This is a genomic window from Sulfuriflexus mobilis, from assembly GCF_003967195.1.
Taxonomy (GTDB): domain Bacteria; phylum Pseudomonadota; class Gammaproteobacteria; order AKS1; family AKS1; genus Sulfuriflexus; species Sulfuriflexus mobilis.
On record NZ_AP018725.1, the window covers coordinates 1,531,423 to 1,556,393 of the forward strand.

Below are 24,971 nucleotides of genomic sequence, written 5' to 3' on the forward strand. Positions count from 1 at the left end.
TGTCAGGTCAATCCGCCATAATTTGAACCGCTTGCCGCTTGCCCGATCCGCCCTGAATTCTACCACGATAATAACATATTAAAAACAAGGGTATTTCACGACGCTGTGGTGGCCGGCCTGCCTCACCTCACAGCAGGTATCTAAGAAAGGCACTACAATCTTCTCATATCCACATATAATGTGAATCCCGGAAATGCCTGCTAGACGCTTTATAGATATACCCGATTGTAATTAAGATTTATGCCCTGGCCATATTTCGCAAGGCCGTATTGAGGCGGAAATTATAAAAATAAATGGGGAAGGTTCTATGCGTAATACCCGCTTCGTTGTGCTGTTTTTAGCTTGTTTGCTCCCGCTTACGGGTTTGTTTGCCAAGCCCATTTCTCAGCAGCAAATTCCAGATGAGCTGAAACCCTGGAAGGACTGGGTGCTGTATGGTGAAGAATCTCTGGCCTGCCCGTTTATTTATCATGATATCAGGCAAAGGCGTTGCGCCTGGCCGACAGGGCTAACGCTGGACCTGCGGCCTGCGGCGGGTACTTTTTCACAGCAATGGTATGCCTATACCGACAGCCTGCTGACACTACCTGGTGACAGCAAACACTGGCCACAAGAGGTCAAACTCAATGGTGAGGATGCGATTGTTGTCATGCAGGACGGGAGACCGTCGGTGTGGGTCGGCGCGGGGGCTCATCGCCTTTCGGGGCGTTTTCAATGGTCGCGGGTACCGGAGTCATTATTGATACCGGTCGATACGGGGCTCATCAACCTGACGGTGAATAACCGCAGCATCCCTGCAGCGGATGTCGATGCCACGGGCAAGCTATGGTTGCGCGAGCGCGATACCGGCAAGCAGGACAAGGACGGCGATCAGCTGGACATCCAGGTATTTCGTCGCGTCAACGACCTCATCCCCCAACAGGTTACGACACGCCTGCTTCTCAATGTTGCCGGGGCACAGCGCGAGGTCGTGGTCGGCAAGGCCTTGCTCGAGGGGTTTATTCCATTACAACTGATAAGCCGCCTCCCTGCCCGGCTGGAGCCGGACGGTCGACTGCGCCTGCAGGTGCGCCCGGGTAAATGGACTATTGACCTCGTCGCCAGGGCCACGGCAGCGATCACACAACTAAACCCCGACAAGAACCCTGCGCCGTGGCCGGATGAGGAAATATGGTCATTCGAGGCGCAAACCTCTCTGCGCCTGATTGAAATAGAGGGGGCGCCGACAGTCGACCCTCGACAGACCAACCTGCCCGCTGACTGGCGGAATTTTCCTGCCTATCGTTTGACCCCGACAACAACGATGGTCTTTAAGCAGATTCGTCGTGGTGACCCGGAGCCGGCACCGGATCAATTGTCCCTGAACCGGGAGTTATGGCTTGATCACGACGGCGCGGGTTACACGGTCAAAGACACGATACAGGGCAGCATGACACAAAAGTGGCGTCTCGAGGCGGGCCCCGGCCTGCAACTCGGCCGCGCGCTTGTCGACGGTCAACCACAATTTATTACCACCCTGCCGGGCAAGGCCTTGCGCGGTGTCGAGGTACGTCGAGGTGCCATCCAGCTGAATGCCGACAGTCGTATGCATGGCAACATTGACACCTTGCCGGCCGTTGGCTGGCAACATGATTTCCAGTCGGTCCGCGCCAACCTGCACTTGCCGCCGGGCTGGGATGTCCTGTCCGTGCGCGGCACGGACAATGTGCCGAATTCCTGGTTACAGCGCTGGACACTGCTGGACCTGTTCCTGGTGCTTATTATCGGACTGGCTGCCGCACGTATGTGGAACTGGGCATACGGTGGACTCGCGCTGGTTACGGTCACCCTGCTCTGGCATGAGCCACTGGCACCGACTTATATCTTTTTAAACCTGCTCGCCGCGATTGCCCTGTTGCGCGTTCTGCCCAAGGGGGTGTTTGCACGCATTATGCGCAGTTATCGTAGTATCAGTCTTATCGCACTGATCCTTATTGCCGTCCCCTTTATGGTGCATGAAATCCGAACGGGTATTTATCCGCAACTGGAGTTTCCCGGCAAGCTGCGGCAACCCTATTCGGCTACCGTCACGGCACCTGTGCCCGAGGAGGTGGCATCATCGCAGATTATGGAATTGTCGGAACCGCGAGGTCGCAAACAGGCCTTGTTCGATAGTTACAGTACCGTGCGTGAGGGTCTGCTATCCAGTAATATCCCGTTATCCAAAATAGACCCGCAGGCCAACATCCAGACCGGGCCGGGTCTGCCACAATGGCAATGGCGTTCCGTACCACTGAGCTGGAACGGGCCCGTTGCGCAACAGCAGCAAGTCGACGTGGTGTTTATTAACCCTGTTGCCAACCTTGTCCTGAGTTTCCTGCGTGTCATCCTGCTGGTGGTATTTTCCGCCTACCTGTTTGGAATCGATTTTCGCAAAGGCAGTGGTTTCAGTTTTAACACCCGCGCACTCATGCCCGTTATGTTGCTGGCGGTGTTACTACCCTTTTCAATCTCTGATGCACAGGCCGGGCTGCCTGATGAAAACATATTAAAGGAGCTCAAGACTCGACTGACTGCGCCACCAGACTGTCTGCCCGGCTGTGCGCAATCACCGGCCCTGTCATTGACGATAGCCGATAATCTGATGACACTGCAATTTGATATTCATGCGCAGGAAAATACGGCCGTGCCCTTACCTGCGCATGTTCAGCAGTGGTTGCCAAAAACCATAAGTCTTGATGGTAAATCGCCGCAAGGCCTGTATCGTAACCCTGCGGGTGAATTATGGGTCAATGTCGATAAGGGTCTGCACCGTATTGTATTAAGCGGTGACATGCCGCAACGTAACAGTTTTACCCTGCCGATGCCCCTGACACCACACCGTGTTGACGTCTCCGCACAGGGTTGGGTCGTGGATGGCGTGCACGAAGAGGGCGTGCCGGATCGACAGTTACAATTGACTCGACTGCAATCACAACAGACAGCGGTGCAAAAAGATAGCCTGGAAGCCAACGTCTTGCCGGCCTTTGCGATCATCTCCCGGACACTGCGACTGGGGCTGGACTGGCAAGTGGAAACCCTTGTGCAGCGCCTATCACCACTGGGCAATGCCATTGTTATGGAGTACCCATTGCTTAAAGGTGAATCTGTGATCAGCGAGGGCGTGCGGGTGGAAAACGGCCGTGTGCTGGTGAGTATGTCGCCAGGGCAGGCGCAGACCCACTGGCTATCCTCCCTCGAGAAGCGTGACCTGCTGAAACTCAATGCCATGCAAACGACGCAGTGGACCGAGATCTGGCGCGCTGACATCAGCCCGATCTGGCACGTCGAACTTTCCGGGATCCCTGTCGTGCATCACCAGGGACAGGGCGGGCAGTGGCTGCCGGAATGGCACCCCTACCCCGGTGAGACGGCCAGCCTGACGATCAGCCGCCCCCTGGGCGTTACAGGCCAGACCTTGACCATTGATGACAGCCAGTTGACCATCAAACCCGGTAAACGGGCAACGGCAAGCACCTTGGAACTAAATCTGCGCAGCAGTCAGGGCGGCCAGCACACGCTCACCTTGCCCGAGTCGGTGGCGTTACAGAGTGTCAGTATCAATGGTGTTTCACAACCGGTACGTCAGGAGGACCGAAAAGTTACCCTGCCGCTCGTGCCGGGCATGCAGCAGTTCAACCTGAAGTGGCGTGACGAGCGTCCTGTCTCCCTGCGTTATCGCAGTGCGGCGATCGATCTTGGCGCCGCCAGTGTCAATCACCGTATTAACCTGCAACTCGGGAATGATCGCTGGGTCTTATTGACCGGTGGGCCACGACTTGGCCCGGCCGTCCTCTACTGGGGAATATTGTTTGTCATCGTCCTGATTGCCATCATCCTCGGTCGCATCACGCTGACACCACTGAGAACCTGGCAATGGCTGTTGCTGGCCGTTGGCCTGAGCCAGGTGTCGGTGATTGTCGGCCTGATTGTCGTCGGCTGGTTACTGGCACTGGGTGCACGTTGCCGACTGCAAGACAATATCGCGCGTAGTCATTTCAATGCCATGCAGGTCCTGCTCGCTATCCTCTCAGTCATTGCCCTGAGCCTGTTGGTCGTCGCCGTTCAACAGGGTCTCCTCGGTTACCCTGACATGATGGTGGCCGGCAATGGTTCCTCGGCCTATAACCTGAACTGGTATCAGGATCGTGCCATGACGGTTCCGCAATCGGCCTGGGTGCTATCAGTGCCGATACTGGTCTATCGTTTATTGATGCTGGCCTGGGCCTTATGGCTTGCCTTTGCCCTGCTACGCTGGTTGAAATGGGGCTGGGCTTGTTATGCCACGAAGGGGCTATGGCGCAAGACACCGAAGATCATCAATAAGGAAAGCTCCGCAGTAAATAATGCGGCAACGGCAAACAAATGAAGGCTGAAAAAGGGCCGGCATTGTCCCGGCCCTTTTATTGTTATGCGACCATTGCCTCACGTAGCAATTCAGCCAGCAGGCGAGTTCCCGGTCCGGGTTCACCCGGTTGACCATACACAAGGTACAGCGTTGCCTTATAGCTGCCACCTTCGCGCAAGGGCAATGGTTTAAGCCGGCCCGCTTCAAGTTGCTGACAAATACTGTGTTCGGGCAGCCAGCAATAACCGAGGCCTTCAAGCACGGCTGTGCTTGCTGTTTCTATGCTGCTGACACTCCAGCGGTGTTCGGCACCGAGCCAACCGACATCACGCCGTTGTCGACCCCCAGAATCACGGATAACAATCTGTAGCTCCCGCTCCAGGTCAGAGGTCGTGATCAGCCTCCCGAGTTGTTGTAAGGGATGGTTAGTATGGGAAACAGCGATGAAATCGATATCGATCAAGGGTTCGCCGAGAAAACCGGGTGGTACATTGGCGCCAATAACGAGATCGGCACTGCCCTGTTCCAGCGCCTCTTCGGCACCGGACAACACGGCCTCATTGAGTTGCACACGGCTACCCTGACTGCGTGGAGCGAAACGGTTTAAGGCGCACATGAGTAACCGTGTGGGAAAGGCGGCATCGACGACGAGCCGTACCTCTGTCTCCCAGCCCTGCTCCAGGCTATCGGCGAATTGTTCCAGCTCGACGGCCTCTTGCACGAGCTGTCTGGCCCGGCGCAGCAGCACCTGACCCTCGTCGGTGAGGATCGCCTTGCGCCCCTCGATACGCAGCACCGCAATCCCCAGCTGTTCCTGTAACTTTGCCACGGTGTAACTGACGGACGACTGGCTGCGATGCAGGGCCTTGGCGGCCTGGGCAAAGCCGCCGTTATCAACCACCGCCTGTAGGGCGCGCCATTGCTCAAGGGATACGCGTGGAGGGTTCATATCGTTAATATATCTAAAAAGTAGATGAGTATGAGCTAAATTTTGCGCTTTTTAATTTAATTAAACAATATATATTTACATCCGTGAACACCACACACCCACACATAACAGAGGATAAGGCTATGCAAAAATTCAGTAATCTGGCAGGACGTATACTCATCGCGCAGATATTCCTTTTGGCCGGGATTAATAAGATCAGTGGCTATGCCGGTACACAGGGCTATATGGAGGCCATGGGGATACCGGGCGCCCTGCTGCCGCTGGTTATCGTGCTCGAGGTCGGTGGTGGCCTCGCCCTGATTGCCGGATGGCAGACACGCCTGGTTTCGCTGGCACTGGCTGGATTCAGTATTGTTTCGGCAATCATCTTCCATGCGGATTTTGCCGACCAGACCATGATGATCATGTTCATGAAGAACTTTGCCATTGCCGGTGGCCTGTTGGTGCTCGCTGCGCGTGACATGAAGGACACCATCAGCATCGACAATCGTCTGCTGACACGGGCAAATGGCTGACAGGAGATGAACCGGGCTGTGGCCATACGGTCACAGCCGTTTCATTCTATAAAATGTTAAGGAGACAATGATGAGCCTGTTAATAAAAGGTCGCTTACGTGAAGACTGGCTGGAATCAGAACAAGAGGACGGTGAATTCGTTCGTAAGGACTCACAGTTTCGCAACTGGGTGACCGTGGATGGTGAACCCGGGCCAAGCGGTGAAGGCGGCTTCAGGGCCGAGCCTGGTCGTTACCACCTGTATATTTCCCATGCCTGTCCGTGGGCGCATCGCACGCTTATTTTTCGTGCGCTAAAAAAACTCGAAGAGATTATTTCCATCTCCGTCGTGCATCCTTATATGGGCAAGCAAGGCTGGACGTTTGCAGAATACCCCGGGGCAACTGCCGATAGTGAGAATGGTTTTGATTACCTGCACGAGGTCTATGCCCTGGCCGAACCTGACTACTCAGGTATTGTCACCGTGCCGGTATTATGGGACAAACAACGCAAGACTATCGTCAATAATGAATCGTCCGAGATCATTCGCATGCTTAATAGTGCCTTTGACGAATGGGCGGATACGCGTGTTGATTTATACCCGGATGAATTACGCGACGATATCGATACTATAAATGCATTCATTTATGACAACATCAATAACGGTGTATACCGCACAGGTTTTTCCACCACACAGGACAGCTATGAAAAAAACCTTGAACGGCTTTTCAATGCGCTGGATAAAATCGAATATCATCTCAAGCATCAGCGTTACCTGGTTGGCGAGCATATAACCGAAGCCGACTGGCGATTATTTACAACGCTGCTACGTTTTGACCCGGTATATGTAGGTCACTTCAAATGCAATCTGCGCCGCATTATGGATTACCCTAACCTGTCAAACTACCTGCGTGATCTTTATCAGCACCCCGGTATCGCGAGCACTACTAATATGGAGCATATCAAGGTGCATTATTACACCAGTCATGATTCCATTAATCCGACCGGCATCGTGCCGAAAGGCCCGGTGCTTGACTATGCTGCGCCGCATGATCGTGATCGATTTGTCTCTTGAGTATATTCACAATGACCAATACATTTACAATTCGTCAGTCAATGGAAACCATGGAAGGTGATGGCGTTACCGTCAAGCGCCTCATGCCGATCCCGCAGTTTATGAACTTTGATCCCTTCGTACTCTGGGACCATTTCGAGCTAGGTGCAGGCGCGGGTTTTCCGGATCACCCGCACCGTGGTTTCGAAGCCATCACCTATATGTTTCACGGCAGTATGCAGCATGCCGATAATCTTGGTAATCATTCAACCGTTATGGCGGGTGGCGCGCAACGTTTTACTGCTGGCAGTGGTATTGTGCATTCTGAAATGCCGGCTGAGCACGGCAATAGCAGTGGTATACAATTGTGGATCAATCTGCCGAAGAGCCTGAAGGCAATTGAAGCTGGCTATCAACAGGTCGATGCGCAGGACATCCCTGAACGACAGATCGGCAAGGCCGTGGTGCGCAATATCGTCGGTGCGGATGCCCCTGTTCACCTGCATACGCAGGTGCGTTATGCCGAGGTACTCCTTGATGCCGGTGGGAATTACCGGGAGGACATTGCCGAAGGCTTAAGGGGTTTTGTTTACGTGGTGAGTGGTCGGCTTGCGATTAACGGCAAGGCCGTGGTTGCAGGCAGTGCCTGCTTTATGGAAAAAATCTCTGAACTGGATGTGTATGCAGAACAAACCAGCCGGTTTATGCTCTGTTTCGGCAGGCCGCATCATGAAGCCATTAAACAGTACGGACCGTTTGTTGACTAATTAAGGCCACGGATTTATCAGCTGTTGCCCTAAATGCCCACCTGTCGAATCACACCGGTGACAATGCCGAGGATCTGAACCTCTTCGTTGTGCAGCCAGATCGGCTCCATCTCGGGGTTGGCCGGCTGCAGGCGAATGCCCTCTTTTTCAACGTAAAACTTCTTCAGGGTCACCGTTTCACCGTTGATCATGGCCACCACGGATTCACCGTTGGCCGCGGTCTCCCGTTTTTCAATAACGATGACGTCACCGTCCTGAATATTGTCATCAATCATGGAATGGCCACGTACGCGCAGGGCATAGCTGTTTGTCCGCACCATGCTGGCGGGTACACTCAGGTGCTCATCATCCTCGCTGAGATCGACGGGCTGGCCCGCGGCGACCCAACCCAGAACCGGGATCTCCGTCATCGGCTCGGCATAGATATCCAAGGCCTCGAGGTCGGGTGTCCAGACCGGACGGTTATTCTTAGGAATCAAGTAGTTAACGTTTGACATTGACAGTTCCCCTGAGCTTTTAACCACAATAGCCTGTATCTATGATGAATGCAATCCTCCCAGGCCCTACCCCCTATTCTTGCGCTATGTGTTTTTCCGCTACCGCAAGTTTTACCGCGAGCGCCTTGCTACTGCCGGTCGGGGTCTATTGTCTACATGAGGCACGGCAGGCGAAAAAACCCTACTGGCTGCTGGCCGTCATGCCCCTGTTGTTTGCCATTCAGCAATTCCTCGAGGGTCAGCGCTGGCTTGCCGTCCAAGCCCATCAGCCTGCGTCAAAATGGCGGTGCCGATTCAATAAGTATACTTTCGCCGCTAATAGGGTGTGCGAACGACAGGCTTGTCGCATGCAGGAGTAAACGTTCTGCCCCGGCCATCGCCTCGGGGCTGGCATATAACCTGTCACCCAGTATGGCATGCCCTATTGACTGACAATGCAGGCGAAGTTGGTGGGTACGCCCCGTTACCGGTGTCAGCATAAGACGGGTTGTATTATGCTCCGGCATATATTCGATAGTTTCATAGTGGGTTTGTGCCGGTTTGCCCTTTTCAAAATCTATGATTTGCCTCGGCCTGTTTGGCCAGTCACAAATCATGGGCTTATCAATCAAGCCGACAGGATGTTCAAGTTTACCGGCCACGACTGCGGTGTAGTGTTTCAACACCTCACGTTGTGCAAAGAGATCACTCAGTAAGCGCTGTGTGTCTTTATCAAATGCCATGATGATTATCCCGGACGTCGACATATCAAGCCGGTGCACGATGAGTAGTTCTGGAAATTCAATCTGGGCACGTGAGATAAGGCAGTCCTGCTTGTCCTCACCACGACCGGGCACCGACAACAGACCGCTGGGTTTATCCAAAACCAGAAAATATTGATCTTGATAAAGGATATTCAGCCCATGATGGCGTGGTGGTTGATATGAACTCATAGCCGACGACAACAGAAATAATGAAACCTGCTGACATCATATCATTTTTTTCCATGGTGGTGGTGCCGGCCATGACGTGCTCAGATACGCTTTCAGACAGGTCAAGAGTCCTGCATAATAGCTAGCGAGTCATCAATCGCTGCGTCCAGATAACCCCCATATAAGTCAATTGTGCCCAGTCCCATGATGCGCTGACTGATTTCATGTCCCCGGGCATCGAGGAATACAATGGTTGGTGTGAGTTCAATGCCGTAACGGGTGGCAAAGGTGTCTGAATCGACCAGTCTTCCAGTGAAATCACGTACATTCTCGCCGTCGTCTATATCGACCACGCGAATAATGACCTTGTCGGTATAATCGCCACTAATCAGTATGGGATTGATAAACTCCTCTATGACGACCGTGCAGTAGTCGCAGTCGCTGGACGAAAACAACACCAGAATGGGCAGCTTCTTGTCCACGGCCTCATGGGAAAGCCTCTGGAAGTCGGCAGGTTGGGAAGGATTAATCTCATCGGCGCGGCCCGTGTTCAACGCCACTGCCAAAAAGCCACTGATGACGCATGTCAGTAATATACCTGTCTTCATCGCAAGATCCCTTTAGTTTCTGTTGCAGTGATGAGAATCGCTTACTCAGAAAAATCAACCTCTTCCTGGATGGCGTTTATCCCTACCTGGGCACAGGCCCCATCGATGCTGTTTTTCTCGGACTTTCCCGGTGGTGCACCCGAGACACCAATGCCGCCAATAATCGCCCCTTGGTGACGGAAGAGTAGTCCCCCGCCAACCAACAGGGCCCCCGGGTTATGCTGCACCTGGTTCGGGATAATTCCTCTTTTCAGGAAATCGGCCAGGTCTGCGGTTGATTGATGAAAGCTATTCGCCGTCCATGCCTTCCTGATAGCGGTCTCGGTGGTATGTGGCCCGGCAAACCTGTCACGCAGAAATGCCTGCAGGTTACCGCCCCTGTCGACCACGGCCACGGCAACCGAATAGCCCTTCTCCCGGCAGTTTTTCAGCGCCGCCCAGGCGGCCTTATCGGCCAGTTCGACAGACAGCGACTTGAATGAATATAAAACTGCTTCATCTTTGGCATATAGAACATTGCAAAAAACCAGCAAGCCTATCGTTAACAACATCTTATTAATTTTCTTTTTCCTCATAAACCCGCCGTAAATTATCGCTGTAATGAATTCAGGCTATCCAGGAACTTGACCACGGCCTTGACCATCTCCTCTTCTTTACCGGCGAAAAAATGATCCGTGGCGGGAATAAGCCTCTGCCTTGAGGCAGGGTTGCCCTTCAGAGAGTCTTTACGTTTTTTTACTGCGGATAAGACATGCGGCAGGTCGTTTTCACCATAGATATCCAGCACCGGCACCGTAACACCATCATAGGTATCACCCTGCGTCATGCTGATCGAGGCCCAGGCACTGACATCCGCAGGATTATTGGCCATATATACGCGACTCATGCGCGTGCCATTACTGTGTGAGGCAATAGCGATGCGTTTATAACCGCGTTGCCTCAGGTAAGCCACTGCGAGCTCCAGACGTTCAGCCGCTTCAGGAAATACTTGTGGGTATTCCTTATAACTTGCGTCTGCGGCGAGAACCGGCATCTGTATGGAGAGGGTCGTATAACCCTCGTCTGCCAGGCGTTCACGTAAGGTATTGATCATGCCCCAATCGGGATGTATGCCCATGCCATGCACAACGACCACACCTGCCTTTGCCTCGTCGGCCTCGGTCTGTATTGCGAGAAACTTGTGCTGGTTCTTCTGTGTCAGATAGACAACCTCACCGACGACAATAGCTGGGGTGATCTCATCCGCCCAACGTTTCTCGCGGGCATAATCTGCACCTGCCTGTGCCTGCAGGGCCGTCACGGACAAGCCGACTAGCACAGTGGTAAACATGAATAGTTTTCTGAATACAGTCATAACAACCTCTCCTTGCCTGGCTGGTGGGACAGGAATAACGTGAGGAATACTATCTAACGGCCTACAGATTGGTAGAAGGCCTGAAACCACACTCAAGACTGTTATCACAGTGTCCGCTGACTGTGCATATGCACAGTTTTCATACGCCGAAATACGCTAATATAGGGCAATCCGGATTAACCCGAGTCCTATATGAAATTGCCATTCAGATACCAATTTATTCTCGCGCCGTTCATTATCGTCGTATTACTGGCTTGTCTGGTCGCCTATACATTACTGGAACTGTCATATATCAATAAGGCCAACGAGATCACCCGGCAGTGGGCCATCATCTCCGACCGGGCCCAGACTGCGATTTCAAGCGCCAGACAACTCAACACGATTATCCGCGAACTATCGTCCGAGGATATTCAGCAAGATGAGCAATTTTTCAGTTATCTCGAACAGACAAGAATCCTCTCGGACAGTCTGCATATTCCATACCTGCTTGAGCAGGTATCTCCGGAACTCCGGCAGTTGATCACTGACAGCGGGCAGTTACTCCGTGAACCGGAGCATGTCAGGCCTGAGGCCATCAGTCTTTCACTTGAGCGCCTGCTGCCAGCACTTGAATACCAGGCAAAGATATTTACGGCACAAAGGCGCACGACATTTATCGACAACCATCACAAACTCGTCGCAATAAGTTCACGCCTGACAACCGTGCTGTTAACGGCATTGATCATCTGTATCTCGCTGGCGACAGGGCTGGCACTCTGGGGGCTGACCATTACCCGCCGACGGCTTAAACGACTCACCCAGCGGGCGCATGATGTGTGTACGGGTGACAGCGTGCCCTTGCCCGCCCCCGTCGACACCCGGGATGAGCTCGACGACCTTGAACTCTGCCTTGCCAACATGACGACACGTCTATTGCAGGTAGTCAGTGTCGAGAATGTTTTACTTGGTGTCGAGGGAGAACGCCGACGTATTGCCATGGATATGCACGATGGCGTGCTGGCAGACCTTACTGCCATCAACAGGCGGCTCGACAAGCTGAATACCAGCATCGCCAAACAGGGCGGGATCAAAAACGATGAAATCAACGCCATGCGTGCAGATGTTGATAATGTCATTGATAACCTACGTTGCACTATTGATGATCTCCATCCACAGGTCCTGGAAACACTGGGCCTGGAATCTGCACTGCATTCATATATTGAGCGTCACCGAGGCCGTGACGGCATGACGGCCTCCTTCCAAAATGTGCATTTCGAATTTGATCAGCGAATCGATTCCAGCTTGTCGACAAGAGACAAGATAAACTTGTTCAGGATAATTGCCGAGGCCATTAACAACGTCATCAAACATGCGCAGGGCGACCGGCTTGAGATAAGCCTGCGTATTGTTCAGGACAAGATCATTGCATGCATCGAGGATAATGGTATTGGTATGCCCAAAGAGATAAGGGGTGATGGCCATGGTTGTGCTAATATTTCCGAACGTGCCCGCCTGATTGGCGCAAAGATTCAATGGCGGACCTCGCGCTTTTCACAAGGTACATGTTTCGAGCTATCCCTGAGACTGAAACAATAATATGAAACTATCTCAATGACACAACTCATTATTACCGATGATAATCCGCGTGATCGCACATTTCTTGCTGAGGTATTAAGTCAGTACACGCCGGTGATGACCGCTAACGCCGATGAGGCCATCGCCGCCTGCAGTGGCTCTGACGAACCCTGGCTGGTAACAGACATTCAAATGCCAGGTGGTAATGGTATTGAACTGGCCCGACAAATATGGGCAAGCCATCGCACTGCGCGCATTCTATTCTGGTCACAGCACAGTGATGAAACCTATGTGCGGGCACTGGCCAAATTGATCCCGGCCGAGACCGTTTACGGTTATGTGCTGAAAAACAACCCGGCAGAGACGCTGCTAAATGCCGCGCGTACTGTTTTTGAGGATTGCCAGTGCTGGATCGACCCACACGTTCGTCGTATTCAGGCCCGCAGTCAACGAAGCAGCGATGCCTTATCTGATGCGGAGTATGAAGTCCTGGTCGACATCGCCCTTGGATTGACCGATAAGACTATTGCCGAACGGCGGTTTTTATCACGTCGTGGTGCCCAGAACCGCCTGCAGTCCCTTTATGCAAAACTTGGTGCCAACCTGGAGCACGCAGACAAAAGCAGTGACAGCGAATTATTGAACGTGCGTGCCCGTGCCGTCGCCCTGGCCCTGCAACGCGGGCTGATCAACGCCTTTGAATTAAAGGAAGAGGAACAGCATCTGGAACATTGGCTGGCATCAAGAAAAGAAAATTCATAACCTGTTATTGCCCTGCAGTAAGGTACGTTCTCTCCCCATGTTGTTAATGCTTTTTGTTAGCCGCGTGATATCCGCACATCATATTCCTTCCCGTCGTCCCATGACGTACCCGTGATCCGGAAACGTAAATAGTCAGCGTCTTCTGGCGGTACGGGCAGACGCGCCACATGCACGCCAAGTCCCAGGGCATAGGTGGCAATATCCTGGTATTCGGCCTCGTCTGTTCGCCACAGAATCGTCGCTGGCCGGGGCAGACAGAAGCCAAGCATCATTGCATCCGGTAAGGTACGGATCGGCGTTTGTGGCGACCAGTACCAGATGTGCACCTGCAATGGGAAGCCCCGATAACGTGCCCAGAGTGATTCCGGTCGATCGACCGGCCTGCCTTCGAGTATGGAACAGGCCAGCTTGATATATTCAGCATGCGACCAGGCCAGCGGCATTGCCGAACCAGTCGGCCTGCCTGGGTACAGATGGTGCGCGCTAATGGCCTCACTGTCCCATACCTGTTCGGGTAACATACCGGCCTGCCCTGCCATAGCGGCCATCGTCTGCAGATAGGGCAAGGCATCGGCGCCGCGCAGCAGTTCATAGTGGCCACGTTCACCTGTGAGCAGCGGCCATGGACGTCCACGGCCGGTACCGTCGTAGGCAGTGCCATCCTGGTGTTCTCCATAACCATCACCTGTATAGCGGTGCCAGCAAGGCCCCGTGGGCAGTTCCTTGCGTAACAGCGCATCGACCAGCTGCAGTGTATCGCGCACCAGGGGCGCATTCGCATCGCGCAGCCCGTAACGCACCAACTGCAAAAAATCCACGCCGATTTGCTCGGTGGCGTTCAGGCCGGGATCGTTTTGTCGATTCTTAACCGCCATAACACGTGACAAGGCCGTGTCATCGCTGAGGGCAGACGTCGGCATAATACGAAGATAATAGCCATTCACACCGTGATGCCGGGCCAGCTCGGTATCGTACACGGCCGTCCAGTCATCAAGCCGCGCATTCCAGTAATCGGCCAATTCCAGCGCGAACCCCTCGGCTGAGGTAGACAAAAACCCCGCACCGGATACCAGTGCTGCAATGCATACCGAGAGGGTGAAGGTATTTACGCCACTGTTCTCCTCCCACCGGTCCTGTGGACTGATCGGGCCGTGGCGGGCGATAAAACCCAGTGCCCGCTGCGCCATGTCTGCCACCTCAATGCCATCGAGTGCATCGCGATCAGCCAGTGTACCCGCCAGCAGCACGGGAAACGCCACCTGGTCGAGCTGAATACCGGTCCAGTAAGGTTTTCCGCCCAGCCATTGGTTTTGGTACCAGCTACCATCCTCGCGCTGTGTCGCGATCAGGTAACGTAGTATTTCTCGTGCCTCGATCTCGGCACCCAGCGCCAGCAATGCACCGGCGGACTCGACGAGGTCTCGTGGCCACACCAGGTGATAGCCAGGCCGTTCCTCGCCGCTCTGTCCCCAGGGCACACTGAGACTGGCTACCATGGCACCACGAAAGTTTTGATCCTGGTGGGTGCGCAATACCATGGCGCTGGCTTTCAGCTGCGCACATAAGGCCTCCGTTAATGCGCCGTGGTTGCTGGTTTTTTCATGCACACGACAGCTGCCGTGCCAATGCTGCCAATGTTCTATCTGTTGTGCCCAGATCAGCTCGAAGGGTTGCAAGAGTGATGAGACGGCAAGCGTTGCGGCCGCCTCATGGCTGGTGGCAAATCCCAGGCCCAGCACCGCGTGACGTGGTAAGGCCGCCGTTAAGGCCACGTTCCCCGGCCCGGCACGTTGAAAATGCCATTGCATCTCACCATGCTGATTGAAATCCTGCCAGCCATCGGAGTAACCGGAATAACCCGCACTGCAGGCAGCAAAGGCGTCTCGTTGATGCCTGTCTACAGCCGCCAGCGCCAGTCCAAATGGTCCCTGTTGTGCCCACAACATTCGCCGGCCGTGATGTGAGCCTATCTCTGCCATGTTGTTGTAGCCAGTTCCACCCAGGTGGGGGGCGAGTAAAACGTAGGGCTGAAGTTGTTCATCGCCATCGAGTATAAGTTCAAGCAGAAGCACATCACGATTCGGTTCGGGAACAATACGTTGGGTGAGGGTAAAGCGCGGATGTGTATGCACAATTGTTACGGCGGGAACACCCGGCGATATGTATTCAACCCGGCAATTCTCTATACCTTTGACCTCAACCCAGAAACCCTTACCATCGGCAACGATGAAGCCCATATCCCGTAGTTGTGGGATATCGACCCGTGGGTAATAGACTTCGTTGAGGATCCCCTGACCGATGGTAAACCAGGTACGTGATGATCCAAGGGTGGTGCCTACTGCCTGCTTGTCACCATTGCACCAATTCGGTGGTCTTCCCGGTGCACCGGGTGCATCATCTACGTCAGCGTTTTTGAACATTACAAATGTCAGGATTTATTATCAGAGCAGACATAGCTTGTAACGAGTTTTTCATTATTTTCTGTCTCCGACGCTACCCGCTCTTGCGCAAACTATCAAGCGTCGACAATACCGCTTGATACGGCCCGACGAATTTACGAATACCCTCTTCCTCCAGGGCTTGCATTAAGGCCGCTATATCGACACCCACACTGGCCAGTTGCGTCATGACCTCATCGGCATCCGCTATTGATTCCTCGATACACAGGCTTGGTTGACCCTGCTCACGATAAGCATTCAGTGTCTCCAGGGGCAAGGTATTAACAGTATCCACTGCCACCAGCGGCTCTATATACTTGATAGTGCTATAAGCAGGATCCTTGGTACCCGTACTGGCCCATAACAGGCGTTGCGCGTTGCCACCGGCCCTGGCCAAGACCTGCCAACGCGGAGTTTTTGTTACCGATTGAAAATGCCGGTAGGCGAGCGCGGCACTGGCGATGGCCGCGCGGCCCCGTAACACACGTGCTATTTTCGCCTCTGGCACATCGCCGACTATCTTGTCCAACAAAGCATCAATTTGAACGTCGATACGACTGAGAAAAAAACTCGCCACCGACGCAACATTACTCAACGGTAATCCTTGCGACAATCGCTCCTCAAGTGCCTGCAGATAAGTCTCCAGCACCCTGGCATAACGCTCCACAGAGAATAATAATGTGACGTTAACGTTAATACCTTCCGCCAACAGCGTACGTACTGCTGTCAGGCCCTCCTCTGTACCGGGTATTTTTATCATGATATTCGGTCGGTTTAAACGCCGCCATAACTCACGTGCCTCCTGAATGGAGGCCTCACTGTCACGGGCCAGAAGCGGTGAGACCTCGATACTGACGTAGCCATCACGGCCGGCTGTGCGCTCATAGACGGGGAAAAAATGATCCGCAGCACTGCCGATGTCCTCGAGAATCAAAGACACATAAAGCATCTCAGGCGTCACCCCGCTATGGTCGAACCGGGCAATATCGTCAGCGTAGGTCGTATCTCGTGAAATGGCTTTCTCGAAAATAGCAGGATTCGATGTCAATCCAGCGAGATCATCATTCTGGATCAGACGTTTCAAGGTGCCATCAGAAAGTATCGAACGGTTGATAAAGTCTAGCCAGATACTCTGGCCAAAGCCATTGACCTTGTTAAGAGGGTTGTCACTCATGTCTGAGTCCTCCGTCAGGTATTATCAACTGGCCTCCGAAATGCCATAGATGGCCTTCTATTTTATGTTCATCTTCAAGGTCGACTAAGCCCGGGTGGTACTCCATACCAGGCGTCTCCTTTCAAACCCATTTCATAACCTATTTCAAACAAGCCTTTCATCTTTTCTGTGTTGAACTTTTCGTTCGCCGCCAGTTCGTATTCTGCAGGTAAGGCAACCCAATTAAATTCCAGTCCCTGCTCTTTGGCAAGTTCATATACTCGATTCAGGTCATTCAATGCCTGAGTCTTTATCAACGAGGCCATCGCCCGCCCGGATATTTCAGAAAGATTTCTGGGGACTTGCTTCGGCTTGGAAATTATCAGACCATTTCGAATGACAAAAATTCTGCTTTTCCGATCAGCATTAATAAATACACCTGATTTTTTTCTGAATTCCGTCAGATTCAGTGTCGCTGCAAGGAGGAATAACTGTGCCTTTATGCCGCCATCGACATGCATTTCATCATAAGGGACACCGTCAATATCCACATCGATGAGAACGGGCGGGAAGACCCCCGGGATAGATGATGAGGCAAATATGATTTTACGAAAAAGCTCCAATGCCTTCGGGTCTCTGCTATTCGCGATGACGCCCATATTCCATACAACCAGTTGATCTGCGTCGAGATTGGTTGTGCCAATATAGAGCCTGCGACCCTGCCGGTGTGCCTGTGCTATTGCATGTAAAACATCTTTTGTAATGTAACGATTTATCAGCATCTCTAAAGGTGCAGAATCTGCAAAGGCATCATTCCACAGAAAACTAAACCAGCGTGGTGCATAAATGTCTTTGGCGCTAATCGTGGTATAGGCTTGCTTTAGTACGTTGTCATACCCCGGGCCAAGAAAGGCAAAAGGTGCGATAAGTGCGCCAGTGCTGACCCCGGTAACAAGTTTAAATTTAGGACGCAACCCTGATTGACTCCAGCCATACATGAAGCCTGCGCCGAATGCACCATAATCACTGCCACTCGAAAGCGATAAAATATCTGTAACAGGCACGGCTACAGATTCGCTTGCACTTGCATGCTTTAGTGCCTGTTGTACGGATAGCAGTAAATCTTTTTCGAACTGTTCACTAGCCGTACCTGACCAGGCACGAATACCTGTTAGTCCTGTGATTTCTGCACGTTGCATTTGATCGAGGGGTACTGGATTACGCGGAAGTGTTCCACAGCCGGAGATCAGGCCGAGGAAAATAAGCAGTGTGAGATAACGAGAGAGGTATTCCATTCACGACACTCCAGATTTTATTCCTTCAATATCCCGCTGGATAATTTCAACATTGCAGAGTAATTCACAATATTTCACTTTATTCCGGCTCATAAAAAAATTCCGGGCGGCTTGTTGTCTTAACTTATACAGAGGCAGAAGTCGCCACATCTCTATTCAGATCAAAGCGTTCATGAATAGCATCATAAAGTCGTTCTGTAATATCACTTGCCAATCGGCGTTCCAGGCGCACATCCAGTACATAGGCCTTGATGGTAAAACGCAACAGGCTGCGGTATTCGTAACGCGGTTCCACCAGCACGCTAACGGGTTTTTTCAAATAGGTGTAAGGTGAACACATCGCCACCTCCCTGGCGATTTTTTTTATCTCGTTGATGGCCACATCATCGGGGAAATCCACCTTCACCGTCACCATTTCCGCTAATTCGCCACTGTTGGAATTAACCACCGCCTGCTTCAGCAATTCGGCATTAGGCACCATGATGGTATTATCGTCGAAGCTGCGTAGCCAGGTTACGCTGAGGTCGATGCGCTCTACTTCACCATAATGGTCGCCCAGTTGCACCATGTCACCGACTCGAAATGGTGGGTTATAGATCATCATGAAGCCCGCCAACACATTACGAATGCCATCCTGGGCCGCCAGACCTACGGCTAAGCCGACTGCACCGAGGGCCGCGAACATAATCTCTGCCGGGGGCTTGATGATGCCGAACACGACATAGATCAGCACCATGCCCCAAACCACGATACGGGATACCGGGAAGGTCTGGCCAATCTGCAATCGGTAACGGGGAAAGTGTTCCGCCAGATGTTGCAGGCTGAAACGGATAGCCAGCAGCAGCAGCCAACCCACCAGAATTGCCAATGCAGCACTGAGGATACTCGACAGTGATAGCAGCTCAATAAGTTCCTTCAGGGTATTCACTTCCATAAGCGGCACCTAGTAGAGATAGTTGCTTTTATAGAGATGCTCATATAAATGAGCGGTTACCATGGGTAGGATCCGGTAATACACACTAGAGCCGGTAGTCGCATGGCCGCGTTCCGCCAGCCCCATGTTACAAAGCTGATTCAGCCGCAATTGACTGTCTTCCGGCGACAGGCGAAAAATATGCTGATGCTCGACGACAGTCAGACTGCCATGCACTGCCAATTCCGCCAGGGTAAACTTTTCCTCCATCTCCAATTGCTTGAACACCGAGGTATCCAGGGGACGCAGCGCAGCGGCATCCTGCAAGGCCCCGCTCAGCAGATAGAGTAATAACAGGTCGGGTTTTCCCAGGCTCAAGGACTGCAGGCGTTGTATTATAGCGGGGGCAAGCTCGGTTTGTTCATCCCCTGCTGCACCCGTACGCGCGGCAATAAAATTAGTCAGTTCCACAGCATTGAAGTAATTCAGTGTGATGGCATGGGAGAAAAATTGATCCGCATGGTGCGTATAACCCATACGTCGCCAGGCCTGCTGGCGACAACCCAACAGCCACAGGTGCCGGCCCTGGGTGGCCACCATAATGGCGCCCAGGCTACGCACGGCATCCCTCTCTCCATACAGCCGGGAGGCAAGATAATGGGCATCATCAATAAAGAGGATTCTTCCAGGGAGCTCATTCAGACGTTCGCTCAGCGTCGAAGCATCGTGCGGCGGGTCTTGCAGGTCGAAAAGTCGCGCCACCAGGGCGAAGACATCCTGCTCATTGCAGAAACGCTGGCGCAGACATTCCCGCTTCAGGGTCTCCTCCGGCCGAATATGCAGCTGTAACTGGTTCACCAGGCTGGTAATACCACTCCCCTGTGGGCCACTCACTACGGCCATGGTAGGACGCCCGCTACGCCAGCCCTCCAGTGCAGCAAGCAGGTCGGACAGTTCCTTTTCACGACCAATGAAACGTGGGTCACCGGCATCCAGGGGTAACAGGCTCAGGGCATCACTGCGCACCGAGGTGGTAACGGCCGCGGGGTTCTGTGCCAGGCGCATAATATCATTCAATGACCAGAGGCTGCTTTCCTCGCGGCTGGAAGCGGGTTCCTGCTTAGTGCCTGCCCAGCGGCGCAAATGCCCCTGAAACTGCCCCCAAAGGGTGCGAAGGTATTGCCAGACCTGGTTTAACAATGGTGTCATGGGCGATCAGTATACATAGATGTTGGCCTCGGGATCACTATCCTACACCAGCGATCCTGTATCGAGAAAGTATAAAAGCTCTTTCCTGTTGATGTGCATTTATTAATAGGGACTGGGAATTCACCTATCAGTTCCGTGAAATAATATAGATGATAGATAACTCCTGACAATGTAGTTATACGTGGTAACTACACTTGTATAGCAATAATCAGGCACGTGCCTGACTGATATCCCGCAAGGCAATGCCGTGTAACAGTCGGCCGAGGATATCCGCGCCGGTGATCACCCGCTTCTCACCGGACCAGATGAGAATCAGATCTTCATCGATAACATCATCCACAGCCGATTCAGGAGATACCTTCAGCTTGGAAATCACCTTGCCAAGCAGGATTTTCGGATCCGTAACGATGATGGGGCGATGACAATAAAGATAAGGGTTGATCGGCCCTTCGCCAAATAGCGCCTCCCGCAGGAAGGCATTGGCATTTAATACCATACAGGGTTCCTGCTGTTCATCGACAATAATGACCCACTTCTTGCCAGAATGGTTGACATCGAGCAAAAACGGATCGAGGGCGCGACGTTCAAACGCCGGAAATACCGGCCTGCCATCTTTTGTCGGCAGACTAATTATACTCCCTGGGTCCATAAGTTCGCCTTCCTGGCTAACGGCAATATCATCCAGCGCCAGGAAATTCATGGCACCTATCCCCTCCATGCGACTCACATCTGATTCATCCGCCTCGATATGCTTGCGGATCACCGTGTGCAGATCACTTTCCCTGAAATAACTGATCCCCTCTTCACCTAACCATCGGTCCAGGACCATGGCACTGGGTTTGGCGACCGGGTATAGAAGCCATTGATAAAAACGTAGTAATGGCGCCAGCATCGAGCCCATGCGCATGGCATGTCGGGAGAAATAGGCCTGGGGGGCGATTTCACCCGCAAAGGTAATAAGGACGGTTGAGAAAAAGAAGGCGGTCAGCCCGGTCATTACAGAATTTGACAACAGGGTTAATAAAACATTGATGCCCACATTGCCCCAGAGGATTGTGGTAAGCAGAAAATTAACATCCTTGCGCAGGGTCAGGATCTTTATTGCATCGGGATTGCCCGAGGTGGCCTCCACCTCCAAACGCAGGCGGCTGATACCCAACAGCGCCAGATTCAGGCCAGAGAACATGGCCGACTGGCTGATACAAAACAGGATACCGACCCAGACAAGGGTACTTACTGACAGTGCTTCCATTTAGTGAACCCCGATTAATCGTCTTGAATAGCGTATACTTTATCCTGAATTGAAGGCCATTGATATTATCGGAAACTTGCCTAATGGAACACTGGACTGAATACACACGGTTTTTTACCGCCCTATTCGTTATCCTTGACCCTTTTGCTGCAGTGCCAATATTCCTTGTGCTGACCAAAAACTATACCGCTGGTGAACGCGGACGGATTGCCAATATTGCCGCCATCACCGTGCTGCTGGTACTGGTCGTTGCTGCATTGACGGGAGAGGCCCTGCTAAATGGTATGGGCACCAGCCTCGCGTCGTTCCGGGTCGGCGGAGGTATCGTGTTGCTGCTCATGGCGTTGTCCATGTTGCAGGGGCAGACCGACGCGGTGAGGACCTCCCCCGCCGAGGAGGCCGAGGCAGAAGACCGACATTCCATTGCCGTTGTACCACTGGCCATCCCCTTGCTGGCCGGGCCGGGTTCCATCAGTAATGTCATTATCGAGATGCATCGATCGAGTTCAGAATATCATGGCCTGTTGGTCATTCTCAGTATTGCACTGGTTTGCCTGTTTCTGTGGATCGTGCTGCGCATGGCAACAACCCTTGGCAGGATGCTGGGGCAGATTGGACTGAATATCATCAACCGTCTGTTTGGCCTCATCCTGGCGGCCATTGCTGTGGAGATTATGGCCAACGGCCTTAAACAGCTATTCCCGGCACTCACCGGTTAATCGGTATAATAAACAGTGGGCCATAGCAAGCTTATCTATAAGTAATGAAGTAACTTTTTTAGTTTTGGTCAGGCCATGCAAGGTGACGAATAGCGTTCTTACCTGACCTTTTTACTTCATACATCAAGTCATCCACTTTTTTAATCATGTCACGACTTGAATCCATTGCCTCGGAGAAAGTCACCGCACCGATACTAAATGTGACCGGCCATTTTTTTCCCTGCATGATAGACAATAATTCAGTCGATAACTTTTCAAGTACAGGCAGTGCAGATTCTTTTTCCAACACCGGAAACAACACCGCAAATTCATCTCCCCCCAGGCGAGCGGCAAAATCCGATGCCCTGATACTTGTCGACAAGGTCTTTGCCACGACCTTCAACAACTCATCGCCAACGGCGTGCCCCATCGAATCGTTTACGTGTTTGAAGTTATCCAGGTCTAAATAGGCGATGGTGAATGGCTGGGGATAACGATGAATCCGGTTCGATTCGCGTTCGAGTTGCTCCTGAAAAAAACGGCGGTTGGCCAGGCCTGTCAAGGGGTCCGTATCAGCCAGGCTTTCTTCAAAGGCCAATTTGGCGCGCACAATCAACAATAACCACAGGATGATGAGAAAAAAGATCAACCTGGTCAGGGTATTCCATACAGGCACCAGCAAACCTGAATATTGGCTACCGAGGGCCAGCTCCACCAGTAACCATAATCCGACAGAAACAATGGCTACAGTAAGCCCCATCCCCCTGCCCCGGTACCATGCCGCCAACAGAAGCGGAAGTGTATAAAACACAGAAAACGAGAGTTCCGGACCACTAAGATAATCCAAAACAGCAATGAGTAAACTGGCGGCCAGAAAAGTAATCAGGAACCTGCGCGCACTCAAACCAGCAAAATAGTTATTGATATATGTCAGCACGCGTCCAGTCTTTTGTGGTTGGCTTTTCTATTTAACAGGGCTTGCCTCATGGCTGACATAAATAACAGGCCCCGTATACATTTGTCATTAAATCCTGTCTTCTCGCACTTCCACCTCAGCCACTTCCTTTGTCCGCATTTCAGCCACGGTATAGACCTCACTAAGATAATGCATTGCCTTGACCATCTGGCGTGCCATACGTCGAATCCGGCTGTTCTGATCGAGGATCTCGATCATCCCCGGAATAGGTATGCGTAACTCCGCGCCGGCAAAAAGTAACGCCGCTTTCACATCATCATAGGCAACCTGTACCTGCTGCAGTTGCATTTCACAGTCGGTAAAGGAAAACCCTTCTGCCTGAGGGTCGGCCAAATTCATCAGGCTGACCACTTCTGCACGGTAGCGGGTAATACCTTCCATTATTTTTGCATCATCGACAAATTCCAGCTTGGCCTGTTCCCTTGTAACCAATAGTGTCTGTTCCGCGCAGGCCAGCAGGTGTTGTTCGGCTCGCAATAACTTTGCCAACTGATCTGCAACTTCACTACTGAGTGAGGCCCGTCCCAGGCGGGTAATAAAATCGGCCACTGCTGTGGTTAATTTTTTTACCACCAGGTGATCACTTGTAATACGCCTTCCCGGGGCCGATTCGACGCTTAATGCCGCCAGGGACATGCGTCTTACTACAGCAGCGATGCGCGATAATTCCAGTACCAGGGCGTTCAGTGCCAGCATTGGTGATACGGCCACCGTCTTGTCGAGAAACCGGGGGCGGCCTTCAATCTCTTCCTGGGTGACAAAGCGCTTCTCCAGAAAACGGGTCAAGCGACCACTCACTGGCCACATTAAGAGCACACCAAGGATATTGAAGGTAGTGTGAAATAATGCCAGCGTCACCGCCGGGATATCCTGCAAGCCCAGGAGTTCCCCCGTGATTTTTACTATCCAGAATAGCAACGGTAGAATCAGTAGCGCCACAACCCCGGTGGCCAGATTGAAGATGATATGTGCGCCCGCTACCCGTTTGGCGTTTGGGGTGGCACCGATAACGGCGAGCGCCGCTGTCGAGGTCGTGCCCACATTAGCACCGATCACCATGGCCGCGGCGGCATGCAGCCCCAGCATGCCGCCCGTGGCTGCCGTCAGGGTAATGGCGATGGCGGCACTGGATGACTGGGTGAGCACCGTCATGAGAAAACCGATACCGACATACATAACTACGCCTGCAATGCCGTCAACAGTAAACTTCTGTAGTTCAATGGCGGCTGCCAAACCCTCAAAAGCATCCTTGAGCACATCGATACCGATAAAAAACAGACCAAATCCCGCCAGGGCCATGCCCAGCGGTACACGTCGACTATCATTGCCGGTAAGCCGCAATAGCATGCCGATGCCTATCATTGGCAGGGCAAAGATTTCCACCTTGATCTTGAAACCGACAATCGCCACCAGCCAGCCGGTCATGGTCGTGCCGATATTGGCGCCATAAACGACACCCAGCGCCTGATACATGGTGATCAGACCCGCATTGACAAAACCGATGGTGGCAACCGTAACGGCACTGGAAGACTGGACGATGGCGGTGATGGATAAGCCGCTGACAATGCCGCGGGCCGGCGTGCGGGTCCATTTACCCAGCATGTCACGCAAGGCATGGCCGGCGGCCAACCTGAGGCCATCGGTGATCATGTTCACCGCCAGCAGGAACAGTCCCAGTCCACCAGCCAGCATGCCTATAGTAATGAAACCCTGATTCATAT

General features: G+C 52.7%; 23 protein-coding genes. 8 read left to right on the forward strand and 15 right to left on the reverse strand.

Going from position 1 to position 24,971, the window contains the following annotated elements; all coding sequences use genetic code 11:
* Nucleotides 1-307: 307 nt before the first annotated feature.
* On the forward strand, nt 308-4,387 hold the full coding sequence (locus EL386_RS07650) for a hypothetical protein (protein ID WP_126454981.1): 4,080 nt from the start codon (nt 308-310) through the stop codon (nt 4,385-4,387).
* A 40-nt stretch (nt 4,388-4,427) separates the two neighbouring features.
* Here the strand turns inward: EL386_RS07650 and EL386_RS07655 are convergent, their stop codons facing one another.
* Nucleotides 4,428-5,315 carry a LysR family transcriptional regulator gene (locus EL386_RS07655; protein ID WP_126454983.1) on the reverse strand — a complete coding sequence of 296 codons (888 nt, stop codon included), beginning with the start codon at nt 5,313-5,315 and terminating at the stop codon, nt 4,428-4,430.
* A gap of 122 nt (nt 5,316-5,437) precedes the next feature.
* On the opposite strand from EL386_RS07655, the gene EL386_RS07660 reads away from it, so the two are divergent.
* The 3 genes from EL386_RS07660 (at nt 5,438) to EL386_RS07670 (ending at nt 7,630) form a co-directional block, all read left to right on the forward strand.
* Entirely contained in the window at nt 5,438-5,830 is a 393-nt protein-coding gene (locus EL386_RS07660) for a DoxX family protein (protein WP_126454985.1), read from the forward strand.
* Between the two features lie 70 nt (nt 5,831-5,900).
* A complete protein-coding gene (locus tag EL386_RS07665; protein WP_126454987.1) occupies nt 5,901-6,884 on the forward strand; it encodes a glutathione S-transferase family protein in 984 nt (327 codons plus the stop codon).
* 11 nt (nt 6,885-6,895) lie between these two features.
* Nucleotides 6,896-7,630: a pirin family protein gene (locus tag EL386_RS07670; protein WP_172597661.1), complete on the forward strand. Its 735-nt coding sequence runs from the start codon at nt 6,896-6,898 to the stop codon at nt 7,628-7,630.
* Nucleotides 7,631-7,659: 29 nt separating this feature from the next.
* Here EL386_RS07670 and lexA read toward each other — a convergent pair whose 3' ends face one another.
* The gene (lexA, locus tag EL386_RS07675; RefSeq protein ID WP_126454989.1) at nt 7,660-8,127 is read right to left on the reverse strand and encodes a transcriptional repressor LexA; all 468 of its coding nucleotides are present in this window, start codon (nt 8,125-8,127) and stop codon (nt 7,660-7,662) included.
* Nucleotides 8,128-8,213: 86 nt separating this feature from the next.
* On the opposite strand from lexA, the gene EL386_RS15940 reads away from it, so the two are divergent.
* Nucleotides 8,214-8,486: a DUF6629 family protein gene (locus tag EL386_RS15940; protein WP_420856726.1), complete on the forward strand. Its 273-nt coding sequence runs from the start codon at nt 8,214-8,216 to the stop codon at nt 8,484-8,486.
* Here EL386_RS15940 and EL386_RS07680 read toward each other — a convergent pair.
* From EL386_RS07680 to EL386_RS07695, 5 genes are read right to left on the reverse strand one after another with little or no spacing between them, the layout of a single operon-like run.
* On the reverse strand, nt 8,403-8,990 hold the full coding sequence (locus tag EL386_RS07680) for a pseudouridine synthase (RefSeq protein WP_232020266.1): 588 nt from the start codon (nt 8,988-8,990) through the stop codon (nt 8,403-8,405). The genes EL386_RS15940 and EL386_RS07680 overlap by 84 nt on opposite strands.
* Entirely contained in the window at nt 8,983-9,132 is a 150-nt protein-coding gene (locus tag EL386_RS15790; protein WP_232020267.1) for a hypothetical protein, read from the reverse strand. Before EL386_RS15790 ends, EL386_RS07680 begins: the two co-directional genes overlap by 8 nt.
* 28 nt (nt 9,133-9,160) lie before the next feature.
* Nucleotides 9,161-9,646 (reverse strand): thioredoxin family protein, encoded by a 486-nt coding sequence (locus tag EL386_RS07685; protein ID WP_126454993.1) that lies wholly within the window; start codon nt 9,644-9,646, stop codon nt 9,161-9,163.
* Between the two features lie 41 nt (nt 9,647-9,687).
* Nucleotides 9,688-10,221 (reverse strand): GlcG/HbpS family heme-binding protein, encoded by a 534-nt coding sequence (locus EL386_RS07690; protein ID WP_197722174.1) that lies wholly within the window; start codon nt 10,219-10,221, stop codon nt 9,688-9,690.
* A 14-nt stretch (nt 10,222-10,235) separates the two neighbouring features.
* Nucleotides 10,236-11,000, reverse strand: coding sequence for a DUF3530 family protein (locus EL386_RS07695; RefSeq protein WP_197722175.1), 765 nt, complete (start codon nt 10,998-11,000; stop codon nt 10,236-10,238).
* Between the two features lie 192 nt (nt 11,001-11,192).
* Here EL386_RS07695 and EL386_RS07700 point away from each other — a divergent pair, with 192 nt between their 5' ends.
* The gene (locus EL386_RS07700; protein WP_126454996.1) at nt 11,193-12,575 is read left to right on the forward strand and encodes a sensor histidine kinase; all 1,383 of its coding nucleotides are present in this window, start codon (nt 11,193-11,195) and stop codon (nt 12,573-12,575) included.
* Between the two features lie 15 nt (nt 12,576-12,590).
* Nucleotides 12,591-13,316: a response regulator transcription factor gene (locus EL386_RS07705; protein WP_197722176.1), complete on the forward strand. Its 726-nt coding sequence runs from the start codon at nt 12,591-12,593 to the stop codon at nt 13,314-13,316.
* A gap of 56 nt (nt 13,317-13,372) precedes the next feature.
* Here the strand turns inward: EL386_RS07705 and EL386_RS07710 are convergent, their stop codons facing one another.
* The 6 genes from EL386_RS07710 to EL386_RS07735 form a co-directional block, all read right to left on the reverse strand.
* Nucleotides 13,373-15,736: a glycoside hydrolase family 15 protein gene (locus EL386_RS07710; protein ID WP_126455000.1), complete on the reverse strand. Its 2,364-nt coding sequence runs from the start codon at nt 15,734-15,736 to the stop codon at nt 13,373-13,375.
* A gap of 73 nt (nt 15,737-15,809) precedes the next feature.
* Nucleotides 15,810-16,928 carry a transaldolase gene (tal, locus tag EL386_RS07715; protein WP_126455002.1) on the reverse strand — a complete coding sequence of 373 codons (1,119 nt, stop codon included), beginning with the start codon at nt 16,926-16,928 and terminating at the stop codon, nt 15,810-15,812.
* Nucleotides 16,929-17,002: 74 nt separating this feature from the next.
* On the reverse strand, nt 17,003-18,202 hold the full coding sequence (locus EL386_RS07720; protein ID WP_126455004.1) for a patatin-like phospholipase family protein: 1,200 nt from the start codon (nt 18,200-18,202) through the stop codon (nt 17,003-17,005).
* 124 nt (nt 18,203-18,326) lie between these two features.
* Entirely contained in the window at nt 18,327-19,136 is an 810-nt protein-coding gene (locus EL386_RS07725; protein ID WP_126455006.1) for a mechanosensitive ion channel family protein, read from the reverse strand.
* Between the two features lie 9 nt (nt 19,137-19,145).
* The gene (locus EL386_RS07730; RefSeq protein ID WP_126455008.1) at nt 19,146-20,324 is read right to left on the reverse strand and encodes an ATP-binding protein; all 1,179 of its coding nucleotides are present in this window, start codon (nt 20,322-20,324) and stop codon (nt 19,146-19,148) included.
* 208 nt (nt 20,325-20,532) lie between these two features.
* The gene (locus EL386_RS07735; RefSeq protein ID WP_197722177.1) at nt 20,533-21,576 is read right to left on the reverse strand and encodes a DUF21 domain-containing protein; all 1,044 of its coding nucleotides are present in this window, start codon (nt 21,574-21,576) and stop codon (nt 20,533-20,535) included.
* An 83-nt stretch (nt 21,577-21,659) separates the two neighbouring features.
* Here EL386_RS07735 and EL386_RS07740 point away from each other — a divergent pair, with 83 nt between their 5' ends.
* Nucleotides 21,660-22,295 carry a MarC family protein gene (locus EL386_RS07740; protein ID WP_126455010.1) on the forward strand — a complete coding sequence of 212 codons (636 nt, stop codon included), beginning with the start codon at nt 21,660-21,662 and terminating at the stop codon, nt 22,293-22,295.
* 58 nt (nt 22,296-22,353) lie between these two features.
* On the opposite strand, the gene EL386_RS07745 is transcribed toward EL386_RS07740, so the two are convergent.
* Complete coding sequence (locus EL386_RS07745; RefSeq protein ID WP_126455012.1) at nt 22,354-23,211, reverse strand: GGDEF domain-containing protein; 858 nt, start codon at nt 23,209-23,211, stop codon at nt 22,354-22,356.
* Between the two features lie 87 nt (nt 23,212-23,298).
* Nucleotides 23,299-24,969, reverse strand: a complete 1,671-nt coding sequence (locus EL386_RS07750) for a Na/Pi cotransporter family protein (protein WP_126455014.1) — start codon at nt 24,967-24,969, stop codon at nt 23,299-23,301.
* Nucleotides 24,970-24,971 lie beyond the last annotated feature (2 nt).

Excerpts from the sequence above, each read along its gene's own strand:
- EL386_RS07650 (WP_126454981.1), top strand. The coding sequence starts at position 308 with ATGCGTAATACCCGCTTCGTTGTGCTGTTTTTAGCTTGTTTGCTCCCG.
- EL386_RS07655 (WP_126454983.1), bottom strand. The coding sequence starts at position 5,315 with ATGAACCCTCCACGCGTATCCCTTGAGCAATGGCGCGCCCTACAGGCG.
- EL386_RS07660 (WP_126454985.1), top strand. The coding sequence starts at position 5,438 with ATGCAAAAATTCAGTAATCTGGCAGGACGTATACTCATCGCGCAGATA.
- EL386_RS07665 (WP_126454987.1), top strand. The coding sequence starts at position 5,901 with ATGAGCCTGTTAATAAAAGGTCGCTTACGTGAAGACTGGCTGGAATCA.
- EL386_RS07670 (WP_172597661.1), top strand. The coding sequence starts at position 6,896 with ATGACCAATACATTTACAATTCGTCAGTCAATGGAAACCATGGAAGGT.
- lexA (WP_126454989.1), bottom strand. The coding sequence starts at position 8,127 with ATGTCAAACGTTAACTACTTGATTCCTAAGAATAACCGTCCGGTCTGG.
- EL386_RS15940 (WP_420856726.1), top strand. The coding sequence starts at position 8,214 with ATGTGTTTTTCCGCTACCGCAAGTTTTACCGCGAGCGCCTTGCTACTG.
- EL386_RS15790 (WP_232020267.1), bottom strand. The coding sequence starts at position 9,132 with ATGGCCGGCACCACCACCATGGAAAAAAATGATATGATGTCAGCAGGT.
- EL386_RS07685 (WP_126454993.1), bottom strand. The coding sequence starts at position 9,646 with ATGAAGACAGGTATATTACTGACATGCGTCATCAGTGGCTTTTTGGCA.
- EL386_RS07690 (WP_197722174.1), bottom strand. The coding sequence starts at position 10,221 with ATGAGGAAAAAGAAAATTAATAAGATGTTGTTAACGATAGGCTTGCTG.
- EL386_RS07695 (WP_197722175.1), bottom strand. The coding sequence starts at position 11,000 with ATGACTGTATTCAGAAAACTATTCATGTTTACCACTGTGCTAGTCGGC.
- EL386_RS07700 (WP_126454996.1), top strand. The coding sequence starts at position 11,193 with ATGAAATTGCCATTCAGATACCAATTTATTCTCGCGCCGTTCATTATC.
- EL386_RS07705 (WP_197722176.1), top strand. The coding sequence starts at position 12,591 with ATGACACAACTCATTATTACCGATGATAATCCGCGTGATCGCACATTT.
- EL386_RS07710 (WP_126455000.1), bottom strand. The coding sequence starts at position 15,736 with ATGTTCAAAAACGCTGACGTAGATGATGCACCCGGTGCACCGGGAAGA.
- tal (WP_126455002.1), bottom strand. The coding sequence starts at position 16,928 with ATGAGTGACAACCCTCTTAACAAGGTCAATGGCTTTGGCCAGAGTATC.
- EL386_RS07720 (WP_126455004.1), bottom strand. The coding sequence starts at position 18,202 with ATGGAATACCTCTCTCGTTATCTCACACTGCTTATTTTCCTCGGCCTG.
- EL386_RS07725 (WP_126455006.1), bottom strand. The coding sequence starts at position 19,136 with ATGGAAGTGAATACCCTGAAGGAACTTATTGAGCTGCTATCACTGTCG.
- EL386_RS07730 (WP_126455008.1), bottom strand. The coding sequence starts at position 20,324 with ATGACACCATTGTTAAACCAGGTCTGGCAATACCTTCGCACCCTTTGG.
- EL386_RS07735 (WP_197722177.1), bottom strand. The coding sequence starts at position 21,576 with ATGGAAGCACTGTCAGTAAGTACCCTTGTCTGGGTCGGTATCCTGTTT.
- EL386_RS07740 (WP_126455010.1), top strand. The coding sequence starts at position 21,660 with ATGGAACACTGGACTGAATACACACGGTTTTTTACCGCCCTATTCGTT.
- EL386_RS07750 (WP_126455014.1), bottom strand. The coding sequence starts at position 24,969 with ATGAATCAGGGTTTCATTACTATAGGCATGCTGGCTGGTGGACTGGGA.